The organism is Novosphingobium sp. TCA1 (assembly GCF_009811895.1).
GTDB classification, from domain to species: domain Bacteria; phylum Pseudomonadota; class Alphaproteobacteria; order Sphingomonadales; family Sphingomonadaceae; genus Novosphingobium; species Novosphingobium panipatense_A.
Genome location: NZ_BLJH01000032.1, coordinates 1 through 14,816, shown reverse-complemented (window position 1 = coordinate 14,816; position 14,816 = coordinate 1). Strand labels below are relative to the sequence as shown.

20 protein-coding genes are annotated in these 14,816 nt (G+C 61.6%); 2 read left to right on the top strand and 18 right to left on the bottom strand.

Annotated elements, in window-relative coordinates:
- Window positions 1-19: 19 nt before the first annotated feature.
- The 6 genes from NTCA1_RS23635 to NTCA1_RS28550 all read right to left on the bottom strand — a co-directional run bounded on the left by NTCA1_RS23635 (window position 20) and on the right by NTCA1_RS28550 (window position 4,004).
- Window positions 20-643, bottom strand: coding sequence for a DUF6884 domain-containing protein (locus NTCA1_RS23635; RefSeq protein ID WP_031293059.1), 624 nt, complete (start codon window positions 641-643; stop codon window positions 20-22).
- 11 nt (window positions 644-654) lie between these two features.
- On the bottom strand, window positions 655-1,464 hold the full coding sequence (locus NTCA1_RS23630; RefSeq protein ID WP_056379693.1) for a hypothetical protein: 810 nt from the start codon (window positions 1,462-1,464) through the stop codon (window positions 655-657).
- Window positions 1,461-1,709: a hypothetical protein gene (locus NTCA1_RS23625; protein ID WP_021223029.1), complete on the bottom strand. Its 249-nt coding sequence runs from the start codon at window positions 1,707-1,709 to the stop codon at window positions 1,461-1,463. Before NTCA1_RS23625 ends, NTCA1_RS23630 begins: the two co-directional genes overlap by 4 nt.
- 316 nt (window positions 1,710-2,025) lie before the next feature.
- Window positions 2,026-3,477 carry a DUF4942 domain-containing protein gene (locus NTCA1_RS23620; RefSeq protein ID WP_226998749.1) on the bottom strand — a complete coding sequence of 484 codons (1,452 nt, stop codon included), beginning with the start codon at window positions 3,475-3,477 and terminating at the stop codon, window positions 2,026-2,028.
- Window positions 3,478-3,479: 2 nt separating this feature from the next.
- Window positions 3,480-3,740 (bottom strand): hypothetical protein, encoded by a 261-nt coding sequence (locus NTCA1_RS23615; RefSeq protein ID WP_056379694.1) that lies wholly within the window; start codon window positions 3,738-3,740, stop codon window positions 3,480-3,482.
- Between the two features lie 117 nt (window positions 3,741-3,857).
- Entirely contained in the window at window positions 3,858-4,004 is a 147-nt protein-coding gene (locus NTCA1_RS28550) for a hypothetical protein (protein ID WP_193408616.1), read from the bottom strand.
- An 837-nt stretch (window positions 4,005-4,841) separates the two neighbouring features.
- Between NTCA1_RS28550 and NTCA1_RS23605 the strand changes: the two genes are divergently transcribed.
- Window positions 4,842-5,132, top strand: a complete 291-nt coding sequence (locus tag NTCA1_RS23605) for a hypothetical protein (RefSeq protein WP_022684644.1) — start codon at window positions 4,842-4,844, stop codon at window positions 5,130-5,132.
- Between the two features lie 41 nt (window positions 5,133-5,173).
- On the opposite strand, the gene NTCA1_RS23600 is transcribed toward NTCA1_RS23605, so the two are convergent.
- The 8 genes from NTCA1_RS23600 to NTCA1_RS23565 form a co-directional block, all read right to left on the bottom strand.
- Window positions 5,174-5,707 carry a hypothetical protein gene (locus NTCA1_RS23600; RefSeq protein WP_056379698.1) on the bottom strand — a complete coding sequence of 178 codons (534 nt, stop codon included), beginning with the start codon at window positions 5,705-5,707 and terminating at the stop codon, window positions 5,174-5,176.
- A complete protein-coding gene (locus NTCA1_RS23595; RefSeq protein ID WP_056379700.1) occupies window positions 5,704-5,913 on the bottom strand; it encodes a hypothetical protein in 210 nt (69 codons plus the stop codon). The genes NTCA1_RS23600 and NTCA1_RS23595 overlap by 4 nt, the downstream gene beginning before the upstream one ends.
- Window positions 5,914-5,925: 12 nt before the next feature.
- Window positions 5,926-6,192 (bottom strand): hypothetical protein, encoded by a 267-nt coding sequence (locus NTCA1_RS23590; protein ID WP_056379701.1) that lies wholly within the window; start codon window positions 6,190-6,192, stop codon window positions 5,926-5,928.
- Window positions 6,189-6,476 (bottom strand): hypothetical protein, encoded by a 288-nt coding sequence (locus NTCA1_RS23585; RefSeq protein ID WP_056379703.1) that lies wholly within the window; start codon window positions 6,474-6,476, stop codon window positions 6,189-6,191. The genes NTCA1_RS23590 and NTCA1_RS23585 overlap by 4 nt, the downstream gene beginning before the upstream one ends.
- 11 nt (window positions 6,477-6,487) lie before the next feature.
- Window positions 6,488-6,877: a DUF3768 domain-containing protein gene (locus NTCA1_RS23580; protein WP_056379706.1), complete on the bottom strand. Its 390-nt coding sequence runs from the start codon at window positions 6,875-6,877 to the stop codon at window positions 6,488-6,490.
- A gap of 328 nt (window positions 6,878-7,205) precedes the next feature.
- Window positions 7,206-8,486 carry a Fic family protein gene (locus NTCA1_RS23575; protein WP_056379707.1) on the bottom strand — a complete coding sequence of 427 codons (1,281 nt, stop codon included), beginning with the start codon at window positions 8,484-8,486 and terminating at the stop codon, window positions 7,206-7,208.
- A 3-nt stretch (window positions 8,487-8,489) separates the two neighbouring features.
- A complete protein-coding gene (locus tag NTCA1_RS23570; RefSeq protein WP_056379729.1) occupies window positions 8,490-8,750 on the bottom strand; it encodes a hypothetical protein in 261 nt (86 codons plus the stop codon).
- Window positions 8,751-8,897: 147 nt separating this feature from the next.
- On the bottom strand, window positions 8,898-9,770 hold the full coding sequence (locus tag NTCA1_RS23565; protein WP_004213405.1) for an ArdC family protein: 873 nt from the start codon (window positions 9,768-9,770) through the stop codon (window positions 8,898-8,900).
- 398 nt (window positions 9,771-10,168) lie between these two features.
- Between NTCA1_RS23565 and NTCA1_RS23560 the strand changes: the two genes are divergently transcribed.
- The gene (locus tag NTCA1_RS23560; RefSeq protein ID WP_004213404.1) at window positions 10,169-10,498 is read left to right on the top strand and encodes a hypothetical protein; all 330 of its coding nucleotides are present in this window, start codon (window positions 10,169-10,171) and stop codon (window positions 10,496-10,498) included.
- A gap of 80 nt (window positions 10,499-10,578) precedes the next feature.
- Here NTCA1_RS23560 and NTCA1_RS23555 read toward each other — a convergent pair whose 3' ends face one another.
- From NTCA1_RS23555 to NTCA1_RS23540, 4 genes are all read right to left on the bottom strand, one after another.
- Window positions 10,579-12,354 carry a ParB/RepB/Spo0J family partition protein gene (locus NTCA1_RS23555; protein ID WP_056379709.1) on the bottom strand — a complete coding sequence of 592 codons (1,776 nt, stop codon included), beginning with the start codon at window positions 12,352-12,354 and terminating at the stop codon, window positions 10,579-10,581.
- 283 nt (window positions 12,355-12,637) lie between these two features.
- A complete protein-coding gene (locus NTCA1_RS23550) occupies window positions 12,638-12,958 on the bottom strand; it encodes a hypothetical protein (RefSeq protein ID WP_056379711.1) in 321 nt (106 codons plus the stop codon).
- Window positions 12,959-13,074: 116 nt separating this feature from the next.
- A complete protein-coding gene (locus tag NTCA1_RS23545; protein WP_020819817.1) occupies window positions 13,075-13,665 on the bottom strand; it encodes a thermonuclease family protein in 591 nt (196 codons plus the stop codon).
- A complete protein-coding gene (locus tag NTCA1_RS23540) occupies window positions 13,659-14,540 on the bottom strand; it encodes a toprim domain-containing protein (protein WP_056379713.1) in 882 nt (293 codons plus the stop codon). Before NTCA1_RS23540 ends, NTCA1_RS23545 begins: the two co-directional genes overlap by 7 nt.
- Window positions 14,541-14,816 lie beyond the last annotated feature (276 nt).

Below are 14,816 nucleotides of genomic sequence, written 5' to 3'. Positions count from 1 at the left end.
GACGGCAAGCTGCACTCCGTCACCATTCTTGAGCGAGCCAAGCGAGTTGCTGGCCGATCCCAAGCCCTTCCATCGGCGCGGACGCGCGCCGCTCGATTTGCGGCCACAAAGGGTCGCGATAGTGTCGGCCTGCGAGAACGATCAGCGGCGCAGCGGCGTCGATCTGGTCGGCCATCGCCTCGATCACGCGCGCGCCCCAAAGGCGGCGCGCGCTTGCCTTCATCGCGCATAGCGTCTCGTCATAAGGCGCGATCACGGTTTCCGGCGCGATCAGGCCATGCTTTGCGGACAGGATGAACCATGGCCCTCCCTGCCTTTCGACATAGGCGCGTGCCTTCTGAAACCATGGCGATATGTAAAGATCGCGCGCCGGGGCGGGACGGTCCAGTTTCGCCGCTACGCAAGCGACAAGGAAAATCGGAGGCGGGGGCGGGGCCGGTTCAATTGCGGGCAAAGGTGCGGCCTCAAGATCAGCAATGACGGTGCAGCGGCCCCATTTCTGCAACTGGCGCTGCCATCCTTTCGGCGGCCCCTTACGCTCGGCAACGTGGGAAAGGGTCGGGCCGCCGAACAGGTCGGGTTGTTCCCCGATGCGTTGCACCGGGGGAATGTAGCGGGGTTCTCGGATGCAATGACGTGCCATGCTCGATCCCGTCAAAAGGCGAAAGCGGTCTGGCCGCTCGCCTCGGTGTAGCTGTCACTATCGCCTGCGGCATAGCGGTCGCGGCCCTTGGGGGACCATTGCAGGAAACCCGAACGGTCATAGGAGAACCAACCGTCCTCAATCCCGACGATGAAGGACCATGCCTTATCCTCGGCGCATGGGCCGTGAAGATTGATCGGCCAATGCTCGGCCCCGCGATCCTGCTGGCACGGGGACGGGGCGGAAAAGCTGCGCAGCATGGCGGCGCGATCGGTCGGCTCGGTCGCTCCCATTTCCCGCATGATCTGGCGGGCCTCCCCGGTGCTGATGTGGCCGCTCGCCTTCTTGTCCTCATGGTGCGAGTAGGTCAGGCCATAGACAACGGCATTGAAGATGTTGCGCGGCTCGGTGAACTCCTGCGTTTCCAGCAAGTCACGCCATTTCCCGGCGCTGATAAGGTCCACCGCATGATGCCAGAGCGAATGAGCGCGATTGCTGTAGCCGTGGCGGTTCGTCACGCCATCGCGAGCGATCTCGATCCCTAGCGCGCGCTCGACGTGCTGCACAAAAGGATGGGCGGCAAGCAAAGGATGGCGAAGGCCGATCTTGCGCGGCTCGTCCTGCTCTGCGCGGATAACCTCAATGGGGAATTGGAACAGGCGCGACGGCAGATTCCACGGCGCGGAAAGGGGAAAGTCGCGGGGCACATCAAGCGCCCCGTTAATGTCCAGCAGAAAGCCGTTCGGCGCGAAGCCTGCGGCAATGATCTGGTCGCCCAGCTCGTCGGCCTGCGCGGTGCGGATCGCGGCGGCGGCGCTCATGCGCTCAACTCCGCATAGGTGGCGCTGCACTCGTAGCGGATCGCATCGCCATCCCACATAGGACCGCAAACGCCCTTGAATTTCGGTGCGCCCTGCAACTCAAGCCGCTGGCTCGGATTGCTGTTGTAACCGCTGCATTGAAGCCCCTCGACCGCTGCCCGGTTGACGATGGTTTCAAAGGTCGCGCCCTCGATCTCGATCCGGTCAAAGTCTTGCTCGGTCTGGCGGTAGATACGGATTTTCACGGGCTTTCCCTTCCTAATTGAGCCGAAGGCGATGACGGGTCATCGACTTCTGCCGAAAGCGGGCGACGCTGGGCCGGGGAATGCCGCAAACGGGGCCGGTCAGGCGGGAGGGGGATCACCCGTCCTGCACGGAGCGGAGCGAAGGAAGGGCGGGGAAACCCGCCTGATCGCCAAGCGGAGCCGCGCAGCGGCGGAGACGGTCTAGCCCTTGCGGCAGGGGGCAGGAACAGGCCCCAAACGCGACAAATCAGCGCGGCGGCTTACCGCCTCAATCTGCGCCAGGACAGGCGGTGGCAGCTGCCACCGCCTGCACCGATCAGCCAGGCTTGCGGATCGCAAGCAAAACGGTGTTCACGTTGGTTCCGGCGTGGGCGAAAGAACCGGGGGGAAGGTCGATCCATTTGCGGCCGTGGAAATAGATCGCCTCGCAAGCAGCGATCATGCGGTGTAGCGCCTTGTGGCGCTGATCCTCGCCATACTCTGCCCGCGCGCTCATGATCGCCACCAGCACGCCTCCCGGCTTGAGAAAGGCGAGGGCATGACGCACATGGTCACAGTCGCGGCCTCGATCAAAAGGCGGGTTCATTATCACCGCGTCGAACGGTGCATAATGGGCCGGGTCCAGCGCAAGAAAATCGCCCTCGATCGCATCGGCAAAGCCATGGATTATGCGTAGTTCATGGGCGAAGCCGGGTTGCAGCTCCACGCAAGTTACATCGGCACCGGCGTTGCGCGCGGCCGAAGCAAGCGCGGCCTTCCCCGCGCTAGGCTCTAGAACGCGCTGGCCTGTGCTAATCCTCGCATGTTCGATGACCTGGGCGGCGATCTCCGGGGAAGTCATGAACGCGCCGAAGTTCTTGGCGGGCGTGATATGATAGGCCGGGGCCGCTTCGGCCTCGGTCGTCTCATAGCCGTCACCGATAGCCTCGCCGTAGTATTCCGCGAGCAACAGATTCACGTTCTGCAAAAGGTCGTCGCGCTCAAACCATATGTGCAGATTGCCATTCTTGAAGACGCGAACGCGGAAATAGTCGCCCTCGATCACGGTTGGCAGCGATCCGCGCACGCGCGCGGCATCGGCAACCTGTGAAGCGATGCTCTGGCCCTCTGAAACAGGGGGCTTTTCGTCCAGTTCCAGAAAGACGCGCTCCACGTCCCGCAACGTGTCGCGGCGCTCGTAGCGGTCCCATGATCCCCATTCGTTCAAGGCGCGGTCGATGATGAGACGCGCGCCGATCTTGAAACCGTTGTGCGAGCGAAAGCGGCGATCCAGCTTGGCGAAGACGTTGGCGATGCCGCGCAAATAAAGGTCGCGCCGGTTGGTCCAGATATTCCCGAAAGTCGCGGCGCAGTTGTCGGGCGTGAACGGCACGGGATCATCGCGCAAGCCGTCATGAAACTCCTTCCGGGCCTGCTGGTCTAGCAGCTGGTCAAAACCCAGCTGCTCCATGAGGGCCGCCCAGCACCGGCGGTCCATCGTGTGCGTCAAGACGCGCTCGAAATTGTAGCGTGCGTCGATGGTCTTGCGCGCTCCCGTCTCCTTGTCGCGCTGGTCGATAGGCTGCGACTGGATAAAAGCGCGGGTCAACGTGTCCTCGGTCCAGTCGCGGCCACATGACAGCGACAGTGCGCCGCCAAGGGTCAGGCGCGCCGCCTCGTCGCGGGTTGCATGGTAGTTGTCATAGAGGCTCAGCCAAAGGGCTATGGCCTTGTCTCGGCCGTCGCAAATATCCGCAATCTGCGCGGGCGTCATAAGCTCCTGGCCCATGCTCACGCCCCCCCGACAATAAGAGCACCAAAGCCGAAGCCCTCGGCGGCGTCCTCGATGGTGGTCACAAGGCCGTCAAAATCTTCATCCGGCCCTAGTAGGTCGGCAACCTCGATGACGGCGGGAAGGTCAGCGCCATGATTTTCGGCAAGGTCTTTGATGTAGCCGAAGCGGTCGAAATTGCCCTCTTCCTCATAGCGAGCGAGCGGGATGGTGCGGGCGGCGTTGATCCGAAGAATCGTTGCCAGCGGAATGTCGGTCATGTGCTGTTTTCCCTGCCTAGAATGGAGCCGAAGGCGATGACGGGTCATCGACTTCTGCCCAGCGGCGAGCAGGGCCGGGGAATGCCGCAAATCAGGGCCGATCAGGGGGGAGGGGGATCACCCGTCCTGCACGGAGCGTAGCGAAGGAAGGGCGGGGAAACCCGCCTGATCGCCAAGCGAGGCCGCATAGCGGCCGAGACGGTCCAGCCCTTGCGGCAGGGGGCAGGAACAGGCCCCAAAGTCGGACAGCGGACGCGGCGGCATTGCCGCCTCAATCTAGGGAAAAGCGCCCGCTAGGTCATAGCGTAGCGGCGACCTAGCGGGCGCTGCGGCATGTCGCCGGCGACATGCCCAACGGATAGCGCCGGAAGCATCCAAACAATCGGATCCTCCGTCATTTTAGTTGCCCGAGCGGTTGCGCGACACGTCCGCATAAGGTTTGCGGCGGCACTGGCTACACCGAAGCCGCGCGATCAGCTCGTAAATGCAAGTATCGAAAGAGATGCGGCGCGAGCGGGCGAAGTCGCCCAGCGGGGCGACGACGCGGCGACCGCAAGCGCACTGGATTCGCAGATAGCAGCCTTGCCGATACCAGATAGGATCAATGGGCTTGGGGCGGTTGTAGTTCGCGGCCATTGGGCGCTTATGCGCCAAACGGAACAGGAGGGGAACGCGCCGCGCGCGCGCCGGTTATTGGATTGGCAAGGGAAAAGGGCTATATAGGCAATGCTTCGTGTGCTGATTCATTTCACGCACCTACCTGAACCCGCCGTGCTGTCACACGGCGGGTTCAAACATTTAGGGCGGGCGGCCCTGTCAGACCACCCGCCCCGCTGGATCAGCCCTTATCGGACTTCCCCAGCTTCACAATTGCGATCACGAGCGCGATGGCTGCGATCGTCAATTGAGCTGCTTCATATGCTGTCAAATCACATCACCTCCTTTGAGCGAGAGGATTTGCGAAGGGCCGCTGTCACAGTCCCTCGCCCTCGCTCGATGAAGGCTATACAACGGATTGGCGGGAACGCGCGCGAAACGCTCTTCATATTTTCATAAAGCCGTGGGATCATCGCCAGCGACCGTTGATGAAAAGGGGAAGCTATGGGCCTCGTATCGCAGGTTAGCGCCGATGACCGGGAAAGCGCATGGCGAATAGTCCGTCATCGCGAAATCATGGAACGACTGATTCCGCTTTGGGCCGTGCTTGGCGTCGCACTGGTGCTGATGGGCGTGGACCTGGGCGGGCGTCTGCTGTGGACGCTGCCGATGATCGGATATGTCTTTGGGGTGATGGCGGTCGATCACGGCCCTGATTACCGCGCCGCGAATTATTGGGTGCCGGTCCTGGGAAGCCAAGCGGCGGCGCTGCTGCCTCTCATCGCCAGATTCTAGATCTCTCTGGAGCGGTGGCAGCTGCCACCGCTCCACGCGCGTCAAGCTCTGCCCTCGAAGCGGGCGATCAGCTGCTCCGCTACGGAAGTAATTTCGGCGGGGTCGGCGGTTTGAGTGCAATCGCCACCTACAACAGCGCCGAGCGTGCCGCCGTCCAGTTGGACAACGTGGACACGCCACACGTCGCGCCGGAGTTCGTATTGATCGGGAAGCGGCCTCTGCATGATTTCATGAAACACCAGGTCAACCCATTGGCGCGCGTCCGGATCAGAAGACGCATCGGCGTAGTCCGCGCGGCTCGCCATGACGCTGTATCGGTCGCCTAGCATGAATTGGCGTTCGCGCCCGCGCCGGTCCTGCTCGATCCGCGTCACGCGATCTTTTTCCGCCCGCTTCATGGCCTGTTTCATCCGAACATCGTCGGCGCCGCGCGTCAGCGCCGCCATGATGTTCGGGACGCGCGCGGGCATGTAATGCCCCGCGCGCTCGGCCGCCTCGATCACAAATTGCAAATCGCTGATCTCTGTGGGGGAAAGGGTGACGCGAACGGCGCTCGCCGTGTTGCTGATCTTCATGGCTGCGGCTCCGGCTCATCCTTCGCCTTGTAGGCGGCAAGGCCAATCCATGATCCGTTGTCGCCGCGAAACTGGCGCACAACATCGCCACCGTCCCAATGGCCGGTGAAGATGCCGCGCCGGTTGATGCCGCCGACGGGGCGCGTGCGCGCCGCCAGAAGGCGGGCGCGGCGCGTGTCTCGATCTAGGTGGCGCATGGGTTGCATGGTCAATCCTTCCTATTCGCTGGCGGTGTCGAGTTGCGTGCCGATCTCGTCGGCGTCGAAGTCTTCAAGGGATGAAATCGCGCTTTCCAGTTCGGAAATTGCGGCTTCCATCGCCTGCGCGCGTTCGCTGTCCTCAAGGCTGGGGGGCAGATTCTCGCGGGCGGCCTGCTCGTCATCCTTGATGGTTTCGAGCATGTCGCGCGCCTCGTCCAACAGGGCCTTGCCCTTGTCGATCAGCGCGCGGGCGGCGACGATCTGCTTACGGCGTTCGCGGTTCATGCTTCTGCCCTCACGTCGCCGCTGTCGATCTGAAAGCCTGCGCGGGCCAGCTCGTCACAAAGGGCGCGCTGCCGATCCTCGCGGGTGCCGCTGATGGCGATGTAGCTGCACCGGCCATCGTGGAAGGCGAAGCCTGCGCGTTTCAGGCATCCGCGAAACCGCTGGTGGGTGCGGTCGCTCCAATCCAATGTGCCCGCATAGTTGCGGAAGGCGGCGACGGCGCAGACGGAACCGTAATTCTCATCACGCCAGCTAAGCTCGATAACCGGGGCCGATTTGGTCATGGTGGCCTCCCTCAATATTCGCTGGTCAGGAGAATGGTGAGCACGCGGGTTGTGGCATCGGGGTTCCACGGTTCGGCGCTGCCAAATTCAAGATCGCGGTCGTAATAGTCGAACTTCCACATGACCGAGAGGGCAGGGCGCGCGCTGTCGTCGGTCCAGCGGGTATGCCATTGGCCGATCACGTCGCGATAAAGGAAACCGGCGTCATGCTCGCCGTGCGGGTCGTTGTCGGGTGTGAAATCCTCAAAGCCCTCGATCATCTTGAGAATGTCGGTCTGCGTATTCTCGTCCAGCGCCGCGATGCCTTGCGTAATCACGGTGCGACAAGTCACGCCCATCGTTCGCCGCGCAATGTCGTTCAGCGCCGCAACGGTGGCGATCTGGTCAGTTGTCGCTTCCATTTTCCTCACTCCTTTAGGCGAAGCCGCTGCCTGCGGCCTGCGGCTCTGACCCGCTGGCGAAGCGCGGGATGGGGAGGGGGAAGCAAAATCGATGGGAGTGGTGCGGGCGGCACGACTAGGGAGGCCCCGGCGCGCGCGAGCGCGCCGGAACTGGCCGAACTTGTCGGGCAACCCGGTCCTGTCGATTATGCTTCGGGAACGAAAGGGCGGGTGCCCTTGGCGTTCCCCCCGGTGGCAGCTGCCACCACCGGCAAGGCGCGGCCCTGGGCCGCTCGATCCTATGTGGCAGCTGACAGACTATTAAGCGCGCGGCCCTGGCCGCTCATTTTCAGCGCTCGCGGTCCTTTGATTTCTCGGCGGTCGGCGTCGGTGATTTGCCTTCGCGCAATGTTGCGGCGACATGGGCCTTTGCGCTTTCGACGATCTGCGCCAGCTGTTCCTTCGATGCGCCGCGCTCGGTGGCTGTGGCGACGCGCTTATCAATGGCGAGCTGGAATTGCGCGAACCTGGCATCGGCCCGGTTCTGCTCGGGCGAGTTTTTCTCGAATTGCGCAGCAAGGCGTAGATCAACCTGACTGACGCCGGGAGGCATGACTTGCAGACGTAGCGCGCGATCGGCGGCCTGAATGTCGCGGTCGGTCATCTTCGAAAGGAAATCTGCGGCGCCCGCGCTGATGGCGCGGACTCTTTGCAGCGGGTCCATGCCCTCGGACCAATTGACTTCGATCTGATGATAGCGGCGCTGCTCAATCAGCTGAAGGTGGTGCATCGGCCCTTTGGGGTCACGGAAAAAGGCAAGCTCCTGCGCTGAACGCGCGGCCAGCTGGCGCATGTCAGCGGACGTTTCCGCGATCCGGTTAAGCTGCTCATGCTGCCGCGACGCAACGGTTTGCGCAGTAGGCAGGTAACGGCTGATTTGATCCTTGGCCTGCTCGATACTCATTGCGCGTCGTTCGCCAACTGGCATGAGGGATTCCATCGAGGGCGGAAACGCGATGCCCGCTGCCCCACGCGCTGGCTCGACGCGGTTCTGTTCGAGCGGCATTGCATCACGGATGACTTTGGCGAGGGAGGCGTGATTTCCGGTATGGAAGCTGTCGCGGCTCGCCTCCATCCAGTCCTTCGGCCCCATTGCCTGGATTGAGACGAATTTTTCGGCCGCAAGGGAATGTAGCTGCAAGTGCAGCCGCATGGTGCGGCCATTGCCCTCACGGAACGGATGAACGGCATTTAATTCGGAAATATGCCGCCCCATGGTATCGGCAAAGCGATCACGATCCATCGACTTGAGGGTTTGGAGGTCGGGCAGCTGCTTAAATTCGTGCTCCATGCTGCGGGCAATGAAGTGCGCTCGGGCAAAAGTGCTGCCGGGTTTGCTTATGTCCACAGTTCGAAAGCGCCCCGCCCAATCATATACGTCCTGAAACAGATGATTGTGCAGCTCGCGATACTCGCGCGCGTTCGTCGCCGGCGCGGCGCGCTGCACGACAAGCTCGCCATGTCGGACAACCGAGAAGAAAGCTTCTCGCTCCTTGAGGATATTATCGTCGCGGATTCCCAGCTTGTTCCGAAGAACGTCGCTGTTACGCCAGGTGTAAGGGTCGCTCACCTGTCATGCAGCGAGTTTCTGGCGGGACAGAACATCACGGTTGTAGTCCTGCGCCAGACCAATCGCCACATCGACGGGAATTTGGGTTTCGACCAACAGCAAACAAAAAGAGTGGTCATCCGAAACCAATTCAAGTCCTTCAATCTTGCAATTTGCGATTGCCTCGCAATAAGCTGCCATAACGGCAGGAATGTCTTCCTGCCGACGAGGCTCATACCCCATCGCGTTGATGCGATTCCTGTAGGTGTCGATGATATTTTCCATTTTGCACCTAAAAACGACCTGCTCCCGCCCATAGTTAACATGTCGGGATTTGTATATAAACCACATTGAGTAGCCCCCGAATTTCACCTTCCCAAAGCGGGACGCCGCGCTTGCGCGGCGTCTCGTGCATTTTGCAGGGCGGGGCATTCAATCCGCTTGGTCGGTCATCATCGCCAACAGGTAGTCGGCGGCGTTCTGTGCCTCACGGGCGGCCTCAAAAATGGCGCGCTTGTCATTGCGGAGCGCGGTCAACCAGTGCTCGATATACGCGGCATGATCTTCGCGTTCCTCGACCTTGAAACCGACAATCGCACCGATGAAGGATGCGCCCAGCTCGGCCACGAGTTCGTCCCTCGCGTAGTCGGCGCGGCTCGTTGAAATCAAGGTTTTCCGGTTGAGGCGGCTTTCATGCCCTGCATGATGCACGGCCTCGTGCGCAAGCGTGGCATAGTAGTCGTCGGCGGAATGGAACGCTTCAAAAGCGGGCATTTGGATATAGTCGTCGCGGGTGTGATAATAGGCTTGCGATCCGCCAATGCGAACGGTTGCGTCGATGCGAGAGAACATCACTTCAAGTTCAACATCGCGGGTTTCGGGATTGGTGATGATCGGGGCGGGCGCGGGATATTTGCCGTCCAGTCCCTCGACCTGATCGGCATTGAAAACCGTGTATCGTTTCAGGAACGGAATGGCGCGCTCGTCGTCCGTTTCGGAGTCTTTAACGACAAGCTTGTTGGCATAGACAACGGTGGTCCCCTTGCTGCCCTTCCTGACATTGCCGCCAAGCTCCAATGCCTGTTTGAAGGTCAGCCAATAGGGCGAGGCGAAGCCCTGACGCATGGCACTGGCCCAAAGGCTGAGGACATTGATCCCACGATAGGCAACCCCATTGTGCCGGAGCGGAATGGTCGGCCCACCGCTCCACGGCTTCACCCAAGGCTTTGTCCCCGCTTCCAACATCGCAAGAATGTCGTCGGTGACGGCCTGATAAATGTCGATCCGGTTCGTTTCCTTGGCCATTTTCCTCACTCCTTTAGGCGAAGCCGCTGCCTGCGGCCTGCGGCTCTGACCCGCTGGCGAAGCGCGGGATGGGGAGGGGGAAGCAAAATCGATGGGAGTGGTGCGGGCGGCACGACTAGGGAGGCCCCGGCGCGCGCGAGCGCGCCGGAACTGGCCGAACTTGTCGGGCAACCCGGTCCTGTCGATTATGCTTCGGGAACGAAAGGGCGGGTGCCCTTGGCGTTCCCCCCGGTGGCAGCTGCCACCACCGGCAAGGCGCGGCCCTGGGCCGCTCGATCCTATGTGGCAGCTGACAGACTACTAAGCGCGCGGCCCTGGCCGCTCATTATGGCGGCGGGTTGCATGATTTTGTGTGGAATCTAAACCAGTTGCCAGATGAAACAGCAGGTGAATCAGAAATGGAGTTCGTTCGCAGAATATTTGGGGCTGTAGAGCCACGCTACCTCATCCGGGCCTATATTTTTGGCGCTCTGTTCTTCGCCTTCATGATGGCGCTAGGCCCGAAAACCCCGTTCCTGATTATCTATTTTCTGATCTGCACGGCGCTATTCCCATTTGCCAAGATGGTTTGGGACACGGCAATGGATACGATGCGCGGCAACACGATATTCGTCATGCCAGCGCTGATCCTGATCGTGCTCAAGCTGTTCATCAACATGATGCTGTGGTGCTTTGCGCTGTTCGTCGCACCCATCGGAATTTTCTTCCTCAACAGGCGCATTCGCTGATCGCAAAGGCGGGGCGGTGGCAGCTGCCACCGCCCCGAAGTTTGCGGGGAGCGCGGGAGTGAAGCGCGCTCCCCGTGCCGTCATGCCGCTTGGCTTTCGCTATCGGCGGCATCGGGCAAGGCAGAGGGTCGAAGGGCGGGGGGCAGAATGCGCCGCCCCGCAAGACGCTCGTTGACCGTCACAGCAAGGTCAGAGCGCTTCATGGTCTGGCAATTCTCTACAGCGTCGTTGCCGCAACCTTCGGCCAGCAGCTTCAAGAGCGTGGCCTTGCTAAGCTGGTCATAGAATACCTGATTAGGTTCCCACTTGTCGGCCATGTCGATCTGCGCGACCCCGACGATCTGCGCCAGCTGGCGGTCGCGGTCGCTGTGGAACGAAAGGCTCGTGATCTGCGAGGCCACGCAGTAGGCCAGCAGCCGCAATTTCGCTTCGCTGTCCATCTGGCGCATGTCGTCCAGCGTGGGTGCTTCGGCCAAGCGGTCAAGATCGGCCCTCGCGATCTCGTCAATGTCGGCAATCGTGGAATGGCCCATGACCGCATCGTCAACATGGAAGCGGTTCTTCTCGGCGGTGATTTCGGCGGCTTGTTGCCACGAATAGGCGTTGCCGCGAACCTGTCCCAAGAGGCCCGTCAAGAGCACGTCCAGCGCCAGTTCCGGGTCGCTGGCAAGGGCTTCTCGAACCGCCATCGTGCGGATGCCGCCCAGCTGATCCATGACTTTCTGCGAGTAGTCGGGCCGGGGAGGCTTGGGGCCATCGGCGGCGGTCCCCTTGGCGCTGCGGGTGAACGCGACCTGTTCGATACCGTCATGGCCGATAAAGACGATAAGGGAGTGCTCGGCCTTCTGCTCGGCAGTGAAAACGCGGCAAGCCGATACGATGGCGTCCTGCTTGCGGGTCAGGGCGCGCAACTCGTCGTCATAGTCGTGCTCGTCCTCGTCCACCTCGCTTTCCCGCTTGGCGATTGCCGCCTCGATCTCGACCAGCTGCGCGGTTTCTTCCTCGGTCGGGTCGCGCTCGCCTGCGGGTTCCAGATGGCCGCGCATCCAGTAGGAATCGGGCCGGTAGAGCTGCCCTTCTGCATCGCGCCAGCCATCTTCGCGCGCCGCCTTGGCGATGGCGTCGAGCCGATCTTGCACAAGGTCCATGACAAGGCCCGCATCATCACAATAGCGACGTTCTCCGAAAAGATCGGTGGTGAAGGTGCCGCCTGCGGCGCAATAGGCTTCCTCGCCCACAATGCGGAAATGCTTGTCGGTATCGGCAACCTTCTCCTGGGTGAGCATGGCCCGGATTTGATGGGCGTTGTCGCCGGTGCGCTTGAAAACCTCAAGCTGGCGGTCCTGATCGTCGGTCAGCGCGAAAGCCTGCGCCGCGCCCATGCCGATTTCGTCTTTCTGGAAGGCTTTGAGAATGGTCGGGTGCAGCGCCGCCAGCTTCAACACGCGGCGGACATAGGCGGGGGAGACGCCGAACGATGCTGCAACATCGTCAACGTCCTTGCCGCTGTCGATGATCGCCCGATAGGCTGCGATGGCATCGGCGGGGTGCATGTCCTCGCGCTGCGCGTTCTCGGCAAGCGAGATTTCCAGCGCCTCGTCCTTGCTGCGGATTTCAACGGGAACCTCGAAAGTGCCGGGGATGGCCTTTGCCTTCTGCAACAGCTTCAAGGCCCGGTAGCGCCGCCCTCCGGCGCAAATCCTGATTTTGCCGTCTTCGTCATAGCCGATCAGGTTTTGCAGCACGCCCCGCGCCTGAATGTCGGCCGCGAGGGCTTCGATTTCCTTGGGCTTCACCTTCCGCACGTTGAGGTCGGAAAGCGCCAGCTTGTTCAGTTGGATGGTCTGGATGGTCATTTCTCACTCCTTTAGGCGAAGCCGCTGCCTGCGGCCTGCGGCTCTGACCCGCTGGCGAAGCGCGGGATGGGGAGGGGGAAGCAAAATCGATGGGAGTGGTGCGGGCGGCACGACTAGGGAGGCCCCGGCGCGCGCGAGCGCGCCGGAACTGGCCGAACTTGTCGGGCAACCCGGTCCTGTCGATTATGCTTCGGGAACGAAAGGGCGGGTGCCCTTGGCGTTCCCCCCGGTGGCAGCTGCCACCACCGGCAAGGCGCGGCCCTGGGCCGCTCATTTTTAGCGGCTAGAGAATGGCGAGCGCGAGAACCGCAACGATAGAAGCACACAAGGCGGACATGAGCATGAGGCGTATCGTCGCGGCATTGATCGTGATCGCAGCGCCGACACAGGCCCATAGCAGGGCAATTGTGGGTCCAGCGCGGTAAATCAGGAAGCCGAAATAGCTGTTCGGCAGGAATTGCGGATAATCGAGGATCAGGCGTGCGACGATCCCGCCGCCTGCGAGAATGAGCGCGGCGATCAGCCATGCCGCGAAAGCCTCGACGCGCGGCGAAACGCTGTGCCTGGGCGCGGCCTGCGTCGTCGTTCGCGTCGCGTCATTCATGCTGAACTTCCCTTCTAGCCCTGACCGTCACCCGAATGGGCGGAGACGGCTTTGCTGGCTCCGTGGAGCCGCGCGGCGCAGCCGTGTGGTGGAGTAGGGCAGGTTCCCGGCTCCGGTCATTTGCACTTGTTCGGCAGCTGGCCCCTCTCGATCGCCAGATTCCTCATTGCCTCGTAATCGACACCCCAAAGGCCTCGTCGCTCATCGGCCGCGTCTTTCATGAAACGAGCATACGCCAGCCCTGAATGTTGCCTGTAATCAACGGCATATCCATGGCGCACCATCGTTGCCGAAACAGATGCCCCATTCGACCGAAACCGGCACGACAGGTTAGACCGGCCCCAGCTTGTCCGCCGCGTGTTGCATATCGGCTCGATCGTCAGCTTTTCGTCCTGAAAATCGCTCGTGCAGTCCATGCCGCCATTTTGCTTCACCAGCTCTTCCAAATAGAGCTGCGCTGCGATCTTGGGCACATTACCCTTGCCGTCCTCATCCGGCGCATCAATTCCCGACAATCGCACCCGCTTTTTGTCGAGCGTTTCGAGCGTATCGCCGTCGATAATGCGCGGGTTCTCGACGTGGATCGAAACCGGCTCGCTATTCCTCGCCTGCATCTGATTGAACAGCGCGCCGAAAGCGAAAACAGAGAGAATGGGCAACGCGATTTGCTGATTTCGCGGCCATTTTTTGAAACCTCGGATCAGCACCTGGCTCTCTCCTGAAGAATGTCGTTCCAGTCCATCGGCGCCGGGGCTGGCGGCAGGATGATTTTCAGTTCGCGGTCGTTTGCAGTGAGGTGGTCGCGCGCGTCCTCTATGGCCTGTGCGGCTTCCTGGCCGTGTTGCGAGTAGATGACGATTTTGCGGATGCGTTCGGGGATCGCGATCAGGCCATAGCGGCGAATGCCGCCAGCGCCCCACACCTTGAATTTCCCGTCACTAAGCTGGGTGACGGAAACGGCTTCCTCGAAGCCTTCCGCGAGGCGCAGAACATCGCCGGTTGGCTGGCCGCCGATCCGCATGGCGGCGTGTCGGACCAGGCCGAGCGTCAATTTCGCCTCGCGCAGCGCCGCATGGTAGCGTTTCTCGCCCGTTGCTGGATCGAGCAAGATCCGCTGCACGGCGATTATGCCTTCGTCGGCCTCGAACGGCACAAGGAGGGCAGGATGCTCTTCGCGGGCGTCGGGCGGACCAACGATGCAGCGCGGAGCGAAGCGCACCTTGAGGCCGGTCGGGTCGATCGCGCGCGAACGCAGATAGCGTTCAGCCGCGGTGCCTGCGATCGGCACGGCGGAATCCCATAGTTGCAGGGCGAGCTTCCGGCGCGAGGGTTCGGGCGCGCGATCGACCGTTTCGCCGCTGGTGTGGCGATTGATTTTGCGGCTGTTGAGCGCGGACCAGACGGCTTCCTGACTGCAACCGGCCCAACATTTGAACAGGACAGCCTTCTTGCCGGGGGTGACTTGGAGCGACGGATTGCGGTCGTTGTGGGCTGGGCAGCAAACCATGCCATAGGAGCCGCGCCAGTGGCCGCCCATATCCGCTACGATCTGACGTGCGCGTGCTTCGACGTCCATCTGCATCGAACTTCTTTCGTCAACGGTATCCCGACATTGGGATTTATACACATTTCACGGAGGCGGGCAAACGATCGGGATATATGCCAATATCGCGCATGGCCCGACTAGGGCCATTCAATATAAATATCTCCGCCGGTTATCTTCACTTGCGGATGACTCACGTTCTTTCGCCTCAATCGCTTCGCCCAAGCTGGCGAGAATGTCCCTCAGCTCGCGCTTGTCGGGGGTTGAGTAGCAACGGAACAGAAAACCTACATAAGGCGCGGCTTCAGGCATCGT

Excerpts from the sequence above, each read along its gene's own strand:
- NTCA1_RS23595 (WP_056379700.1), bottom strand. The coding sequence starts at position 5,913 with ATGCAACCCATGCGCCACCTAGATCGAGACACGCGCCGCGCCCGCCTT.
- NTCA1_RS23635 (WP_031293059.1), bottom strand. The coding sequence starts at position 643 with ATGGCACGTCATTGCATCCGAGAACCCCGCTACATTCCCCCGGTGCAA.
- NTCA1_RS23570 (WP_056379729.1), bottom strand. The coding sequence starts at position 8,750 with ATGGAAAATATCATCGACACCTACAGGAATCGCATCAACGCGATGGGG.
- NTCA1_RS23630 (WP_056379693.1), bottom strand. The coding sequence starts at position 1,464 with ATGAGCGCCGCCGCCGCGATCCGCACCGCGCAGGCCGACGAGCTGGGC.
- NTCA1_RS23540 (WP_056379713.1), bottom strand. The coding sequence starts at position 14,540 with ATGCAGATGGACGTCGAAGCACGCGCACGTCAGATCGTAGCGGATATG.
- NTCA1_RS23550 (WP_056379711.1), bottom strand. The coding sequence starts at position 12,958 with ATGAATGACGCGACGCGAACGACGACGCAGGCCGCGCCCAGGCACAGC.
- NTCA1_RS28550 (WP_193408616.1), bottom strand. The coding sequence starts at position 4,004 with ATGCCGCCGCGTCCGCTGTCCGACTTTGGGGCCTGTTCCTGCCCCCTG.
- NTCA1_RS23560 (WP_004213404.1), top strand. The coding sequence starts at position 10,169 with ATGGAGTTCGTTCGCAGAATATTTGGGGCTGTAGAGCCACGCTACCTC.
- NTCA1_RS23605 (WP_022684644.1), top strand. The coding sequence starts at position 4,842 with ATGGGCCTCGTATCGCAGGTTAGCGCCGATGACCGGGAAAGCGCATGG.
- NTCA1_RS23585 (WP_056379703.1), bottom strand. The coding sequence starts at position 6,476 with ATGACCAAATCGGCCCCGGTTATCGAGCTTAGCTGGCGTGATGAGAAT.
- NTCA1_RS23565 (WP_004213405.1), bottom strand. The coding sequence starts at position 9,770 with ATGGCCAAGGAAACGAACCGGATCGACATTTATCAGGCCGTCACCGAC.
- NTCA1_RS23620 (WP_226998749.1), bottom strand. The coding sequence starts at position 3,477 with ATGGGCCAGGAGCTTATGACGCCCGCGCAGATTGCGGATATTTGCGAC.
- NTCA1_RS23600 (WP_056379698.1), bottom strand. The coding sequence starts at position 5,707 with ATGAAGATCAGCAACACGGCGAGCGCCGTTCGCGTCACCCTTTCCCCC.
- NTCA1_RS23580 (WP_056379706.1), bottom strand. The coding sequence starts at position 6,877 with ATGGAAGCGACAACTGACCAGATCGCCACCGTTGCGGCGCTGAACGAC.
- NTCA1_RS23590 (WP_056379701.1), bottom strand. The coding sequence starts at position 6,192 with ATGAACCGCGAACGCCGTAAGCAGATCGTCGCCGCCCGCGCGCTGATC.
- NTCA1_RS23555 (WP_056379709.1), bottom strand. The coding sequence starts at position 12,354 with ATGACCATCCAGACCATCCAACTGAACAAGCTGGCGCTTTCCGACCTC.
- NTCA1_RS23615 (WP_056379694.1), bottom strand. The coding sequence starts at position 3,740 with ATGACCGACATTCCGCTGGCAACGATTCTTCGGATCAACGCCGCCCGC.